The sequence below is a fragment of the Mycobacterium sp. 2YAF39 genome, assembly GCF_052114565.1.
Lineage (GTDB): Bacteria > Actinomycetota > Actinomycetes > Mycobacteriales > Mycobacteriaceae > Mycobacterium.
Genome location: NZ_JBFREZ010000006.1, coordinates 120,660 through 133,467, shown reverse-complemented (window position 1 = coordinate 133,467; position 12,808 = coordinate 120,660). Strand labels below are relative to the sequence as shown.

Genomic DNA, 12,808 nt, shown 5'->3' with positions numbered 1-12,808 from the left:
TTCCGGGAGGCAAATCCAGTGACGTCCATTGAACAGCGTGACGTGCAGTCGGTCCTAGCCGGCATCGACGATCTGCTGCCGCTGATCGCCAAGCGGGCGCAGGCAACCGAGGATCTGCGCCGCCTGCCCGACGAGACCGTCGCCGAACTCAACGAGGTGGGGTTTTTCAAGCTTCTGCAACCCGAGCAGTGGGGCGGCCTGCAGTGCGATCCGACGGCGTTCTACGAAGCCGTGCGCCGCATCGCGAGCGCCTGCGGATCGACCGGATGGGTCAGCTCGATCATCGGCGTGCACAACTGGCACCTCGCATTGTTCGACCAGCAGGCCCAGGAAGACGTATGGGGCGAGGATCCCGCGACCCGGATCTCCTCGTCGTATGCGCCGATGGGGGCGGGCACCGTCGTCGACGGCGGCTACCTCGTCAACGGCTCGTGGAACTGGTCGTCGGGATGTGACCACGCTACGTGGACGTTCGCAGGCGGCCCGGTGATCAAGGACGGCAAGCCGGTCGACTTCGGCAGCTTCCTGATGCCCCTCGGCGACTACAAGATCGACGACGTCTGGCATGTCGTCGGACTCAAGGGCACCGGAAGCAACACGTTGGTGGTCAAGGACGTGTTCGTGCCACGCCATCGCTTCCTGTCCTACAAGTCGATGAACGACCGCACCGCGGGTGGTCTCACCACCAACACCGCACCGGTGTACAAGATGCCCTGGGGCACAGTGCATCCCACCACCATCTCCGCGCCGATCGTCGGCATGGCCTACGGCGCCTACGACGCCCACGTCGAGCACCAGGGCAAGCGTGTTCGCGCCGCGTTCGCAGGCGAGAAGGCCAAGGATGATCCGTTCGCAAAGGTCCGTATCGCCGAGGCCGCCAGTGATATCGACGCCGCGTGGCGACAGCTGATCGGCAACGTCAGCGACGAGTACGCGCTGCTCAAGGAGGGCCAGGAGATTCCGTTCGAGCTGCGTGCCCGCGCGCGCCGCGACCAGGTGCGTGCCACGGGCCGCGCCATTTCGTCGATCGACCGGCTCTTCGAGGCTTCAGGCGCGACAGCGCTCAACAACGACGCTCCGGTGCAACGGTTCTGGCGCGACGCGCACGCAGGCCGCGTGCACGCTGCCAACGATCCAGAACGCGCCTACCTGATCTTCGGTAACAACGAGTTCGGCCTGCCGCCGCAGGACACGATGGTTTAACTGGATCCCTTGATGACCTCCTTCGCCGCCGAAGCTGCCCAACAGCAAGAGATCACGTTCGAGTCGACTTCGCGCTACGCGCAGGTGCGGGACGACATGCGCCTGCACTACCACGAGGCCGGTATCGGCAACGAGAAGACGATCGTGCTGCTGCACGGCGGCGGTCCGGGCGCGTCGAGCTGGTCGAACTTCGGCCGCAACATCTCTGTGCTGGCGCAGCACTTTCATGTCCTCGCGGTCGATCAGCCGGGCTACGGGCACTCCGACAAGCACGCCGAGCATGAGCAGTACAACCGCTACAGCGCGACCGCGCTGCTGAATCTCTTCGACCACCTCGGCATCGAAAGCGCCGACCTGGTGGGCAATTCGCTCGGCGGTGGCACCGCCGTCAGGTTCGCACTCGACAACGGCAGGCGCGCCGGACGGTTGGTGCTGATGGGCCCCGGCGGATTGTCGGTGAACCTGTTCGCGCCGGATCCCACCGAGGGTGTGAAGCTGCTCGGCAAGTTCACCGCCGAGCCCACGCGCGAGAACATGGAGAAGTTCCTGCGCATCATGGTCTTCGACCAGAAGCTCGTGACACCGGAGTTGATCGACGAGCGGTTCGCGATCGCGAGTCAGCCCGAATCGCTGGCTGCCGCCCGCGCAATGGGAAAGTCGTTCGCAGGCGCGGACTTCGAACTCGGCATGATGTGGCGCGAGGTATACAAGCTGCGCCAGCGGGTACTTCTCATCTGGGGCCGTGAGGACCGGGTGAACCCGCTCGACGGAGCACTGGTTGCACTCAAGCAGATTGCAAAGGTTCAGCTGCATGTGTTCGGGCAGTGCGGCCACTGGGCGCAGCTGGAGAAGTTCGACGAATTCAACAAGCTGACCATCGATTTTCTGGGGGATGGGTCATGAGCATCAAATCTCTTGGCTACCTGCGCATCGAATCCACCGACGTCGGCGCGTGGCGTGAATACGGCCTGAAGGTGCTCGGCATGGTCGAGGGATCCGGGCAGACCGAAGGTGCGCTGTATCTGCGGATGGACGAGTTTCCTGCCCGCCTGGTCATCGTCCCCGGCGAGCACGACCGGCTGTTGCAATCCGGCTGGGAGACACCCAATGCCGCTGAGCTGCAGGACATTCGTCAGCGCCTCGACATCGAGGGGACACCGTACAAGGAGGCTTCGGCCGCCGAACTCGCCGAGCGTCGGGTCGACGAGATGATCACGTTCGACGACCCCTCGGGCAACACGCTCGAGGTCTTCCACGGTGCCGCTCTGGAACATCGCCGTGTCGTCAGCCCGTACGGCCACAGGTTCATCACCGAGGAGCAGGGTCTCGGTCACGTGGTGTTGACCACTCGCGACGACGCGGACACGCTGCACTTCTACCGCGATGTGCTCGGCTTCTTCCTGCGCGATTCGATGAAGCTGCCCCCGCAACTCGTCGGAAGGCCCGCCGATGGTGCGCCGGCATGGCTGCGCTTCCTCGGCGTGAACCCGCGCCACCACAGCCTGGCATTCATGCCTGGTGAAACGCCAAGTGGCATTGTGCATCTGATGGTCGAGGTCGGTGAGGCCGACGATGTCGGGCTGTGCCTGGACCGCGCACTGCGCCGCAAGGTCCCCATGTCGGCGACCCTGGGCCGCCACGTCAACGACAAGATGCTGTCGTTCTACATGAAGACTCCGGGCGGGTTCGACGTCGAATTCGGTTGTGAGGGACTGCAGGTCGAAAACGACGGCTGGGTCGCCAGAGAGAGCACAGCTGTCAGCCTGTGGGGCCACGACTTCAGCATCGGCTTCAAGTAAGTGGCTGAGCCCCTAGATCCCCGCACATTCCGAAATGTGCTGGGACAGTTCTGCACGGGCATCACCGTGATCACCACCATGCATGACGGCGAGCCGGTCGGGTTCGCCTGCCAGTCGTTCGCCGCGCTGTCGCTCGAGCCTCCGCTGGTGCTGTTCTGCCCGACGAAGGTGTCGCGATCCTGGAAAGCGATCGAGGCGAGCGGTCACTTCTGCGTCAACGTGCTGCACGAGAAGCAGAAGGATGTCTCGGCGCGGTTCGGTTCCAAGGAACCCGACAAGTTCGCCGGACTCGACTGGCACCCTTCGAAACTCGGATCGCCCGTCATCAAGGACACGCTCGCACATATCGACTGCACGGTGGCATCTGTCCACGACGGGGGTGATCACCTCGTCGTGTTCGGGGCGGTGCACTCGCTGTCCGATGTCCCGCACAAGAAACCGCGGCCACTGCTGTTCTATCGAGGCAACTACACGGGTATCGAACCCGACAAGACGTCGCCGGCGCACTGGCGTGACGACCTTGAGGCGTTCCTCACCGCCACCACAGACGACACCTGGCTCTAGATACAGCCCGCCGAACACGGGTCGAGCGGCGGCAGTGTTTCCGGATTCGGCGCGTTCGGATCAGCCGGCGGCTGTTGGTCGGTGAGATCCACGTCGTGATCGAGCTCGGGCGCCATCGGGATGATGTTGCAGATGAACGTCAGCGCCAAGTCGCACGAAGGCCGGTCCTGTTGCGCCGCGGCAGGGACGGCGAGCGACACCGCCGCACCGCAGGCGGCGGCGGCCACGAGGATCGCCCTGATCATCATCAGGATGACTCTAGCGCGCAGCCGTCGATGAAATCGATGATCGATGAACGGCATGCCCAAGCCTGTCTCAGTGGAGCGAATCTGCCAACCGTCGATCAATTGCTGCCAATGGAATTAAAGCTCTGACCTGTCCGTTTAGACCATCAGAACCGGCGAGAAGAACCACCGGCAGAGCAACAGAAGAAGGCAACAAGATGAAGAAGTTCGGATTCGCCGCAGCGATCGCAAGTGGTCTGACCGCCGCCGTCATCGGCCTCGCGGGACCCGCGCAAGCCGAGCTAGTGCACTACCAGTGGCTCGACCAGATTCAGCCCCAGGTGAGTGTGCCCCACGTGGATACGACGGTGCACCAGAGCCGCTGACAGTCAATAATCGAAAAGGGCACTCACTGCGGTGGGTGCCCTTTTCCGTGCGCACCCAGCAGTACGTCGCGTTGTTCGGTCATCCGGTGTTGGATCGCGTTCACGACGGCCGCGACCTCGGGTCTGCGCAAGGTCTCCGCTCGGGTGACGAGCCAGTACGTCAACCGGACCGCCACCTCGTCACCAAGAACGCGGACGAGATCGTCGTGGCGATCGGCCATGAAACACGGCAATAGTCCGATGCCCGCAGCCGCTCGTGTCGCCTCGACGTGTACGAAGACGTTGGTGGAGGTGACGGATTCGCGCATGGCGGGTGCGAAACTGGTTGCCACGTCGAGGTCGTCGACCTGCAGCATCGAGTCGATGAAGTACACCAGCGGATAGCGGGCGAGGTCAGCGATAGTCGTCGGAGTTCCGTTGTCCACCAGGTACTCGCGCGCGCCGTAGAGACCTAGGCAATAGTCGCCGAGCCGAATCGCCTTAGCGCGGTGGACCTTCGGCTCACCGACCACCACCTCGACGTCAAGGCCGGAGCGTTGTTGTGTGGCGCGCCGGGTCGCGGCGACGATCTCGACCGCGACGTTGGGATGACTCCGTTGCACCTGAGCGGCAGCCGGTGCGGCGATGTAGGCGGAAAAGCCGTCGGTCGCCGATATCCGGACCACACCCTCGAGCGTGCGCTCGCCGCCGGTCCGGACGGTCAGCGAGCGTACGGCGGATTCGACGGCCTCGGCGGCCGACAACGCCTCACGCCCGAGGTCTGTGAGCTCCCAACCGCCGGCCACACGGGCCAGCACCCGGCCGCCGACCGACTGCTCCAATGCGGCGATGCGGCGCGAGATGGTGGTGTGGTTGAGGCCGAGTTCTTCCGCGGCGATGTTGTAGCGGCCCGAGCGGCCGACGGCAAGCAACACGAGAAGGTCGTCGGCGCTGGGCTGGCGGCCCGCCGAGCGAGATGACACGGCCATATCTGCATTTTTGCAGATAGTTCCTGCAGTTTTGATTATTGCAGGTAGGGGTACCTGCGTGAATACTCACAATGGCCTGTGCGGTGCATCACAATCGAGGAGCGTGCAATGACGATTCACCACGAACCGCCGCCCGCGAGCAGTGCAAGCAGTGCCGTTCCGACGGGCCTGAAGCGTGTGGTCGTCGCCTCGATGGCCGGCACCGTCGTCGAGTGGTACGAATTCTTTCTCTACGCCACCGCGGCAACCCTTGTCTTCAACAAAGTCTTCTTCGCCGAGGGCTCGGGTGACAGCGCGCTCATCGCCGCACTCCTGACTTACGGCGTCGGATTCCTGGCACGCCCGCTCGGCGGCGTCGTGTTCGGACACTTCGGCGACAAGTACGGCCGCAAGAAGCTGCTTCAATTCAGCCTCCTGCTCGTCGGTGGTGTGACGTTCCTGATGGGCTGCCTGCCGACCTACGGCCAGATCGGAGTCTGGGCGCCGATATTGCTCGTGGTTCTGCGGTTCATGCAGGGCTTCGCCGTCGGCGGGGAGTGGGGTGGCGCCGTTCTGCTCGTCGCGGAGCACAGCCCGAACCGCACCCGCGCCTTTTGGGCCAGCTGGCCGCAGGCGGCAGTCCCCGTCGGCAACATGCTGGCGACCATCGTGCTCCTCGTCCTGACCGGGACACTGTCCGATGCCGCGTTCCTGTCGTGGGGCTGGCGAGTCGCGTTCTGGCTTTCGGCGGTCGTCGTGTTGATCGGCTACTACATCCGCACGAAGGTGACCGATGCGCCGATCTTCATCCAGGCACAGCAGGAGGTCGAGCGGGTCAAGGCCGTGTCCTACGGCGTGTTCGAGGTGCTGAAGCGTTATCCCCGTGGCGTTTTCACGGCGATGGGCCTGCGGTTCGCGGAGAACATCATGTACTACCTCGTCGTCACGTTCTCGATCGTCTACCTCAAGAATCACGTCGGCGCCGACACCGGCGACATCCTGTGGTGGTTGTTGGCCGCCCACGCAGTGCACTTCCTCGTCATCCCGCAGGTGGGACGGCTCTCCGACCGGTTCGGGCGCAGGCCCGTGTACATCGTCGGCGCCATCCTTGCGGGCACCTGGGGCTTTTTCGCGTTCCCCCTGATGAACACGGCCAACTATCTCGCGATCATGGCCGCGGTCATAATCGGTCTGGTCATCCACGCGATCATGTACGCACCGCAGCCGGCCATCATGGCCGAGATGTTCCCCACGCGCATGCGGTATTCCGGAGTGTCCCTGGGCTATCAGGTGACGTCGATCGTGGCGGGATCACTGGCTCCCGCGATCGCCACCTGGCTTCTGGGTGAGTTCGGCACCTGGGTGCCGATCGCGATATATCTGGCCGTCGCCGCCGTAATCACCCTTGTGGCAGCGTTGTTCATGCGCGAGACGAACGGCATCGATCTGGAAAGCCTTGACGAGGCCGACCGCGAGGATCTCGCGAAGGCGGGTGTCGTATGACAGAACTCGCGGGTCGTACCGCGCTTGTCACCGGTGGTGCGGGCGGCATCGGCGAGGCGTGTGCGCGGGAGCTGGCCGCGCGGGGAGCGGTGGTCACCGTCGCCGACCGCGACGACGTTGGCGCGAAGTCCGTTGCGCAGGACATCGGCGGAAAGTCCTGGGCAGTAGACCTTTCCGATGTCTCGGCACTGGAAGAGCTAGAGCTCGACGCGGACATTCTGGTCAACAACGCCGGAGTGCAGCACGTCAGCCCGATCCCCGATTTTCCGCCGGACCGCTTCCGCCACATGATGACGCTCATGGTGGAGTCGCCGTTCCTGCTCATTCGAGCCGCACTGCCACACATGTACCGGCAGAACTTCGGCCGGATCATCAACATCTCCTCGGTGCACGGCATCAGGGCGTCCGAGTACAAGGTCGCTTACGTGACCGCCAAGCACGGCCTCGAGGGACTTTCGAAGGTGACTGCTCTCGAAGGGGCACAGCACGACGTGACGAGTAACTGCGTGAACCCCGGCTATGTGCGAACGCCACTGGTGGCCAAGCAGATCGCCGATCAGGCCAAGGTTCACGGCATCGCGGAGGATAAGGTGGTGACCGACATCCTCCTGAAGGAGAGCGCTATCAAACGTCTGGTGGAACCCGAGGAAGTCGCGGGCCTGGTGGGGTGGCTGGCCTCACCGGCGGCGGGAATGGTCACCGGGGCGTCGTACACCATGGACGGGGGCTGGAGCGCGCGATGACCGGTGCCACACCGCAATGGGTGCCTACGGATGACGACGTCGCCAGGGCACGAGTAACCGACTTCGCGCGCTTCGTGGCTGACAAGACCGGCGTGACGATTACCGACTACACGTCATTGTGGCAGTGGTCGGTCGATGATCCCGCCGCATTCTGGGCGGCGATGTGGGACTACTTCGGGTTCGGTGACCGCCCCGACAATGTCCTAGAGCACGCGGCGATGCCTGGGGCGCAATGGTTTCCGGGTGTCACGCTGAACTACGCGGATCAGGTCGTCCGCAATGCGCGGTCCGATCGGCCTGCGATCATCCATGTCATGGAGGACGGCGCGGCCGTCGACGTGTCGTGGGCCGAATTGCTCGGACGCACTGCGGCCTTCGCAGACAAGCTGCGCTGCCTCGGGGTCGGTTTGGGCGACCGCGTGGCGGGCTACCTGCCGAATATCCCCGAAGCCGTCATCGCATTCCTGGCCACAGTGAGCATCGGTGCGATCTGGAGCGCATGCGGACAGGACTACTCGGCCAAGGCCGCGCTCGACCGTCTCGGGCAGCTGGAGCCGGTGGTGCTGGTGACGGCTGAGGGCTACCAATTCGGTGGCAAGACCTACGACAAACGCGAGGATATCGAGGCCCTGCGCGCGGGACTGCCTACGCTGAAGGCGACGGTGCTGGCATCTGAACTCACCGAGTCGGGTGGTGAGCTGCAACCCGTGCCCGTCGACTTCGATCACCCGCTGTGGATTCTGTACTCGTCGGGTACGACGGGTAAGCCCAAGGGAATCATCCACGGACACGGCGGCGTGGTTCTCGAGCACTTGAAGGCCGTTGCGCTGCAGTCGGATATCGGTCCGGACGATACATTCTTCTGGTACACCAGCCCGAGCTGGATGATGTGGAATTTCCAGGTCGCCGGCCTGTTGGTCGGTGCGACGATCATCTGTTACTCGGGCAGCCCGAACGCTCCGCGGCCAGACGCGTTGTGGGACATCGCCGGGCGTCTCCGGGTGACGGTCCTCGGCGCCAGCCCCGGATACGTGCTCGGATGCGCGAAGGCGGGCGCCGTCCCGCGCAAGGACCATGACCTGTCAGCGCTGAAAACCGTCGGCATCACCGGATCGTCGCTGCCGCCGTCATCGTCATTGTGGTTGCGTGACAACGTCGGTGAACATGTTCAAGTCGCGTCGATCAGCGGCGGCACGGATGTGGTGTCGGCGTTCATCGGCGGTGTGCGCACCGTGCCGGTGTGGCCGGGCGAATTGTCGGCACCGTTCCTGGGATGCGCGCTCGACGCCTGGGATGAGTCGGGCAACCCGGTGCGCGGTGAGGTCGGCGAGTTGGTCATCACCAAACCGATGCCGTCGATGCCGATCGGCTTCTGGAACGACCCCGACGGAGAACGTTATCGCAGTGCGTATTTCGAGATGTTTCCCGGCGTGTGGCGCCACGGGGACTGGATCACGATCACCGATCACGGCAGCATCATCGTGCACGGGAGGTCGGACTCGACACTGAACCGGCACGGCATCAGAATGGGCAGCGCCGACATCTATCAGGCGGTGGAACGGCTGCCCGAGGTTGCCGAGGCGTTGGTGATCGGCTGTGAGCAGGAGGACGGCGGCTATTGGATGCCGCTGTTCGTCGTCCCCGCGGAGGGTGTCGCGCTCACCGACGAGGTGCGTGAACGGATCAAGAAGACGATCCGCGACGAGGTGTCCCCGCGCCATGTGCCCGACGAGATCATCGAGGCGCCCGGCGTGCCGCACACCCGCACGGGTAAAAAGCTCGAGGTGCCGATCAAGAAACTGTTCGCCGGCGCGGACGCGGCGAAGGTGGTGGAGCGCAGCGCGGTCGACGACCCCGAGCTGCTGGACTGGTACGCCAACCTGAAGCGCTAGGGATCAATTCTCCGATCTGATGATGTGGTCGTCGGCTTCGTCGGTCGGTCTCACGGTGGTGGTCATGTGAATACTCCTTTCTGAGTGGGCAGTTGGCTCTGCTACTTCGTTGCTACTTCCCAAGTTATGGATCAGCCTTGGAACTTCCTTGGCGATTCCCGAGCTAGGGAGCCCCTTGGAGTGCCTGGGATAACTGATTCAGCTGTCGGTGAGCAGGTGCATAATCGAATGTATGTTCGATGGCATCGATGAGGCGGGGTTGGTCGCCACGATCGAGGAGGCCGCACGTGCAGAGGCCGCGGCCGGGGCCTTGCGGTTATCTGCGATCGGGGAGTTGACCGCCCGCCGAGTCGGCGCGGATGCCGAGGATCCGCGCGCGTTCTGGGCGTTCGATCCGTGGGATTGCGCGGCTGCGGAGGTGGCCGCGGCGATGAATATCAGCCCCCGCAAGGGCTCGGGTCAGATGCGCATAGCCAAGGCACTGCGTGAGCATTTACCCGCGGTGGCCGAGTTGTTCGGGCGCGGTGATTTGAGTGCGCGGGTGGTGGGTGCGATCACCTGGCGTACGCAGTTGATCACCGATGACCCGGTCTGGGCGGTGATCGATCGGGCTATCGCGGATCGGGCAGGCAAGTGGGGTCCGTTGGCCGAGGACAAGCTGCTCGCCGCCGTGGATGCGTTGGTGTTGGAATTCGATGCCTCGGCGCTGATGGTGAGTAAGACCGTGCACCGTTCCCGTGACTTCGTCGTCGGCGATCTCGAGGACGATGCCGGCACGACGTCGGTGTGGGGGCGGCTCAATGCCGCGGATGCGGCGGTGTTGAAGAAGAAGATCGCGGGGATGGTGGCCACGGTGTGTGAGAACGATCCCCGCTCGGCCAACGAACGCCGCGCGGATGCGTTGGGCGCGTGGAGCCACGGCAATGATCACCTGCCGTGCCTGTGTGAATCACCGAATTGCCCCGCGCGCGAAGGGCAGCCGGCGCCGAAGTCCTCGGTGGTCGTCACGGTGTACACCGACCAGGCCACGATCGACGGTCTGCAGAACACCGCATCCTCCTTTGGCACGGCGATTCTGTCGGGTACTGAGGTGCTGCCCACACCGCTGCTGACCGAGTTGTTGCGCAATGGCGCCAGGCTACGACCCCTGGGCACTCCGGCCGAAGAGCCGGAGTCGGGGTATCGGCCGTCGGCGAGGTTGGCGCGGTTTGTGCGCGCGCGTGATCTGACGTGCCGATTCCCCGGGTGCACCGCGCCTGCAGAGGTCTGCGATATCGACCATGTGATCCCGCATCCGCTGGGGGCCACACATCCGTCGAACCTGGCGTGTCTGTGCCGAAAACATCACCTGCTCAAGACCTTTTGGACCGGGGACTGGGAGCTGAAACTGCTGCCTGACGGTGCGGCGGTGTGGACCTCGCCGACCGGTCGCACCTATACGACCCATCCGGGTTGTCGAAGTTACTTTCCCGACTGGGACACCAACACCGGGGAACTACCACCCCCACCGCAGTCGGGGACGTTCAGCACCGACCGGGGCCTGATGATGCCCCAACGCAAACGCACCCGCGCACAAGACCGCGCCGCACACATCAAAGCCGAACGCGAACACAACAACTCGCCACCGCCCTTCTAGCCCAGCCAGATGCCGATGCGGCGCACCGCCTCCTCGATATCGTCCGAGGGGCCCGCGAAGGACAGTCGTACGAACGATCCGCCGTGCACTGTGTCGAAGTCGATGCCGGGCGCGATCGCAACGCCGGTGTCGGCCAGAAGCTTTGAGCAGAACGACAGCGAATCGGTGGTCAGATGCGATACGTCGGCGTATACGTAGAAGGCCCCGTCGGTAGGCGCCAGTTTGTCGATGCCGATTCCCCGCAGTCCGTCGAGCAATAGTCGCCGATTGTCCGCGTAGTGGTTTAGCAGTGCATCGGCCTCTGCGATCGACTCGGGCGTGAAGGCCGCGACCGCGGCGACCTGTGCCAGCGCCGGCGGACAGATGGTGAAGTTTCCGGTCAGGCGGTCGACGGCGCGCTGCAATTCCTGCGGTACGAGCAGCCACCCCAGCCGCCAACCGGTCATCGCGTAATACTTCGAAAAGCTGTTCACCACAACGGCTTCCCGCGACGTCTGCCATGCACAGCTCGTCGCGGGCGCACCCTCGTACACCAGTCCGTGGTACACCTCGTCGCTGATCAGCCGCACGCCCGAGGACGCACACCACGACGCGATCGCCGCCAGTTCCTCCGGCGGGATCACCGTGCCCGTCGGATTGGCGGGACTGGCGACGATAACGCCCTGCACGGGCGGATCGAGTTCGGCGAGCATCTGCGCGGTCGGCTGGAAACGGGTGTCGGGCCCGCACTGGATCTCGACGACGTCACACCCCAGCGCCGAGAGGATGTTGCGGTAGCAGGGATAGCCGGGGCTCGCGATGGCCACTCTGTCGCCGGCGTCGAAGCAGGCCAGGAAAGCCAACAGGAATCCACCGCTCGAACCGGTCGTGATCACCACATCTGCCGGGTCGACCGCGAGGCCGTGCCGGGCCTGATACGACGACGCGATCGCGACGCGCAACTCCGGAATGCCGAGCGCCACGGTGTAGCCGAGCACGCTGTTGTCCAGCGCCGCCTTCGCCGCAGCGCGCACCGCCTGCGGGGCCCCGGCGCTTGGCTGGCCTGCCGACAAGTTCACGAGATCGCCGTGACTGCGCTGACGCTCGGCGGCCGCCAGCCACACATCCATCACATAGAACGGCGGAATGCCTGCCCGTAACGCAACGCCCATCACATATCGCCCGGAAGTTGATCGAGGTCGTGGAAGAACGGGTGCACGTCGGCGTAGTAGTACGGCTTGAGTCCGCCGAAGATGCCGTTCCAGTCAGGCTCCCAGGCGACCAACGCGTCGAGAAGCGTTTCGCGAACTCCTTTGTCGAGGGTCTTGCTCGCGATCACCACCGGCGGTTTGCAGTTGTCGTAACGGCCGATGATCTTCGTCGTCTCCGCGTTGTCGGGAGTTGCTCTCCACACGTCTTCGAGGACCATGGTCGCCCGGACCTTCTTGGACACAACGGCATCGATCTGCCCTTGCCACGGCGGGACCGGGATGAAGTTCAGGAATTTGTCCCACGTCTTGCCCTGCTGGGTCAGCAGGATGGCGGGGGAGAAGTAGCTCGACGTGCACGAGGTGTTGATGTATCCGTAGTCCGCGCCGGCCAGGTCGTCGAGCCCCGTTGCGGAGTCGTCGTGCCGGACCACGAGCAGGCTGCTCTGTCGTGGGTCGCCGGTGAACTTCGACGTTGCGATCGCCAGACCGCGGTAGTACTGGTCGCCGCTTCGGACCAATCGATGAAAGTCTGCAGTCGGCACATACGCGATATCCGGCTGATGTTCGGCGAGCGCCTGGTCGATCGCGGCGAGGTCGGCGGTCTGGTGTGCGGTGACGTCGGCTGCACTGAGAATTGTCTTCCACGGCTCGTCGCCCGAGGGCAGGCCGAGATTCTGGTCCAAGACGAAGCTCACCATTTTCGCGAGCCTACGTCGCGACC

13 protein-coding genes are annotated in these 12,808 nt (G+C 64.3%); 9 read left to right on the top strand and 4 right to left on the bottom strand.

The window, feature by feature from the left end; genetic code table 11:
• Nucleotides 1-18 precede the first annotated feature (18 nt).
• The 4 genes from hsaA to hsaB are packed head-to-tail and all read left to right on the top strand — an operon-like array spanning nt 19 to nt 3,566.
• Nucleotides 19-1,203, top strand: coding sequence for a 3-hydroxy-9,10-secoandrosta-1,3,5(10)-triene-9,17-dione monooxygenase oxygenase subunit (gene hsaA / locus AB4Z42_RS18340; protein WP_442010644.1), 1,185 nt, complete (start codon nt 19-21; stop codon nt 1,201-1,203).
• A 12-nt stretch (nt 1,204-1,215) separates the two neighbouring features.
• A complete protein-coding gene (gene hsaD / locus AB4Z42_RS18335; RefSeq protein ID WP_442010643.1) occupies nt 1,216-2,106 on the top strand; it encodes a 4,5:9,10-diseco-3-hydroxy-5,9,17-trioxoandrosta-1(10),2-diene-4-oate hydrolase in 891 nt (296 codons plus the stop codon).
• A complete protein-coding gene (gene hsaC / locus AB4Z42_RS18330; protein ID WP_442010642.1) occupies nt 2,103-3,002 on the top strand; it encodes an iron-dependent extradiol dioxygenase HsaC in 900 nt (299 codons plus the stop codon). Before hsaD ends, hsaC begins: the two co-directional genes overlap by 4 nt.
• On the top strand, nt 3,003-3,566 hold the full coding sequence (gene hsaB / locus AB4Z42_RS18325) for a 3-hydroxy-9,10-secoandrosta-1,3,5(10)-triene-9,17-dione monooxygenase reductase subunit (protein ID WP_442010641.1): 564 nt from the start codon (nt 3,003-3,005) through the stop codon (nt 3,564-3,566).
• On the opposite strand, the gene AB4Z42_RS18320 is transcribed toward hsaB, so the two are convergent.
• Nucleotides 3,563-3,814, bottom strand: a complete 252-nt coding sequence (locus AB4Z42_RS18320; protein WP_442010640.1) for a fibronectin-binding protein — start codon at nt 3,812-3,814, stop codon at nt 3,563-3,565. The genes hsaB and AB4Z42_RS18320 overlap by 4 nt on opposite strands.
• Nucleotides 3,815-4,008: 194 nt before the next feature.
• On the opposite strand from AB4Z42_RS18320, the gene AB4Z42_RS18315 reads away from it, so the two are divergent.
• A complete protein-coding gene (locus AB4Z42_RS18315) occupies nt 4,009-4,176 on the top strand; it encodes a hypothetical protein (protein ID WP_442010639.1) in 168 nt (55 codons plus the stop codon).
• Nucleotides 4,177-4,199: 23 nt separating this feature from the next.
• Here AB4Z42_RS18315 and AB4Z42_RS18310 read toward each other — a convergent pair whose 3' ends face one another.
• Complete coding sequence (locus AB4Z42_RS18310) at nt 4,200-5,144, bottom strand: LysR family transcriptional regulator (RefSeq protein ID WP_442010638.1); 945 nt, start codon at nt 5,142-5,144, stop codon at nt 4,200-4,202.
• Between the two features lie 108 nt (nt 5,145-5,252).
• Here AB4Z42_RS18310 and AB4Z42_RS18305 point away from each other — a divergent pair, with 108 nt between their 5' ends.
• The 4 genes from AB4Z42_RS18305 (at nt 5,253) to AB4Z42_RS18290 (ending at nt 10,897) form a co-directional block, all read left to right on the top strand.
• Nucleotides 5,253-6,626 carry an MFS transporter gene (locus tag AB4Z42_RS18305; RefSeq protein WP_442010637.1) on the top strand — a complete coding sequence of 458 codons (1,374 nt, stop codon included), beginning with the start codon at nt 5,253-5,255 and terminating at the stop codon, nt 6,624-6,626.
• Nucleotides 6,623-7,369, top strand: a complete 747-nt coding sequence (locus AB4Z42_RS18300; protein ID WP_442010636.1) for a 3-hydroxybutyrate dehydrogenase — start codon at nt 6,623-6,625, stop codon at nt 7,367-7,369. Before AB4Z42_RS18305 ends, AB4Z42_RS18300 begins: the two co-directional genes overlap by 4 nt.
• Nucleotides 7,366-9,261: an acetoacetate--CoA ligase gene (locus AB4Z42_RS18295; RefSeq protein ID WP_442010635.1), complete on the top strand. Its 1,896-nt coding sequence runs from the start codon at nt 7,366-7,368 to the stop codon at nt 9,259-9,261. The genes AB4Z42_RS18300 and AB4Z42_RS18295 overlap by 4 nt, the downstream gene beginning before the upstream one ends.
• 232 nt (nt 9,262-9,493) lie before the next feature.
• On the top strand, nt 9,494-10,897 hold the full coding sequence (locus AB4Z42_RS18290; protein WP_442010634.1) for a DUF222 domain-containing protein: 1,404 nt from the start codon (nt 9,494-9,496) through the stop codon (nt 10,895-10,897).
• On the opposite strand, the gene AB4Z42_RS18285 is transcribed toward AB4Z42_RS18290, so the two are convergent.
• A complete protein-coding gene (locus AB4Z42_RS18285; protein ID WP_442010633.1) occupies nt 10,894-12,048 on the bottom strand; it encodes a pyridoxal phosphate-dependent aminotransferase in 1,155 nt (384 codons plus the stop codon). The genes AB4Z42_RS18290 and AB4Z42_RS18285 overlap by 4 nt on opposite strands.
• Nucleotides 12,048-12,785 (bottom strand): phosphate/phosphite/phosphonate ABC transporter substrate-binding protein, encoded by a 738-nt coding sequence (locus AB4Z42_RS18280; protein WP_442010632.1) that lies wholly within the window; start codon nt 12,783-12,785, stop codon nt 12,048-12,050. The genes AB4Z42_RS18285 and AB4Z42_RS18280 overlap by 1 nt, the downstream gene beginning before the upstream one ends.
• Nucleotides 12,786-12,808: the final 23 nt, after the last annotated feature.

Bases quoted from the DNA above. Each gene is read 5' to 3' on its own strand.
- AB4Z42_RS18300 (WP_442010636.1), top strand. From the start codon at position 6,623: ATGACAGAACTCGCGGGTCGTACCGCGCTTGTCACCGGTGGTGCGGGC.
- AB4Z42_RS18285 (WP_442010633.1), bottom strand. From the start codon at position 12,048: ATGGGCGTTGCGTTACGGGCAGGCATTCCGCCGTTCTATGTGATGGAT.
- AB4Z42_RS18280 (WP_442010632.1), bottom strand. From the start codon at position 12,785: ATGGTGAGCTTCGTCTTGGACCAGAATCTCGGCCTGCCCTCGGGCGAC.
- AB4Z42_RS18315 (WP_442010639.1), top strand. From the start codon at position 4,009: ATGAAGAAGTTCGGATTCGCCGCAGCGATCGCAAGTGGTCTGACCGCC.
- AB4Z42_RS18295 (WP_442010635.1), top strand. From the start codon at position 7,366: ATGACCGGTGCCACACCGCAATGGGTGCCTACGGATGACGACGTCGCC.
- AB4Z42_RS18305 (WP_442010637.1), top strand. From the start codon at position 5,253: ATGACGATTCACCACGAACCGCCGCCCGCGAGCAGTGCAAGCAGTGCC.
- hsaC (WP_442010642.1), top strand. From the start codon at position 2,103: ATGAGCATCAAATCTCTTGGCTACCTGCGCATCGAATCCACCGACGTC.
- AB4Z42_RS18290 (WP_442010634.1), top strand. From the start codon at position 9,494: ATGTTCGATGGCATCGATGAGGCGGGGTTGGTCGCCACGATCGAGGAG.
- hsaD (WP_442010643.1), top strand. From the start codon at position 1,216: ATGACCTCCTTCGCCGCCGAAGCTGCCCAACAGCAAGAGATCACGTTC.
- AB4Z42_RS18320 (WP_442010640.1), bottom strand. From the start codon at position 3,814: ATGATGATCAGGGCGATCCTCGTGGCCGCCGCCGCCTGCGGTGCGGCG.
- AB4Z42_RS18310 (WP_442010638.1), bottom strand. From the start codon at position 5,144: ATGGCCGTGTCATCTCGCTCGGCGGGCCGCCAGCCCAGCGCCGACGAC.